Source organism: Alcanivorax sp. HI0083 (assembly GCF_001635175.1).
Genome location: NZ_LWFX01000610.1, coordinates 1 through 521, shown reverse-complemented (window position 1 = coordinate 521; position 521 = coordinate 1). Strand labels below are relative to the sequence as shown.

The 521-nt window shown below is 56.8% G+C and carries 2 protein-coding genes; both read right to left on the bottom strand.

The window, feature by feature from the left end; genetic code table 11:
- Positions 1-281 (bottom strand): TRAP transporter large permease subunit (locus tag A3754_RS06155; protein ID WP_156496850.1); only part of this gene is annotated, 281 nt, incomplete at its 3' end.
- Positions 278-521: TRAP transporter small permease (locus A3754_RS06150; RefSeq protein WP_156496849.1), on the bottom strand; the 244-nt coding region annotated here is incomplete at its 5' end. The genes A3754_RS06155 and A3754_RS06150, both read right to left, overlap by 4 nt.

Sequence of the window (521 nt, the reverse complement as noted above, 5' to 3'; positions counted from 1 at the left end):
ACAAAGGCCATGCCACCGGGCATCCAGCCGAACGCGGCCTGGCTGAGCCGCAACATGCGGTCGGCGGTTTTCGATTCACTCAGCAAAAAACCGGCGAAGGTAAACAGCGGTAACGCCATCAGCACCACGGAATTACTGAGCTGATAGATGTCGATGTGCAGCACCGCCAACTCGATTTCCAGCGTATAGAAACCCAGTGCGGCTGCGCCGAGGATAATGGCAAACAGGGGCGCGCCCATCAGCGCCAGCACCACCAGCAGAACAATCGCCGCAATGATCATGGCGTCGGCTCCTGCATTTTCGGCCGCTTGCCAATTAACCCCAGAGCAAACAGCACGACGTAGCGCAGTGCCATAACCGAGAAGCCCACCGGGATAATGGCTTGCAATAACCAGCTCGGCACACTGGCAAATGCCGGCGAAGCGTACTCATACTCTTCGAGTACGAAGTGCACGCTATACCAGGCCACCAACAAACAGATAAAGGCGGTGAACAGATCCACGAAGGTGGTCAGGAAGGGA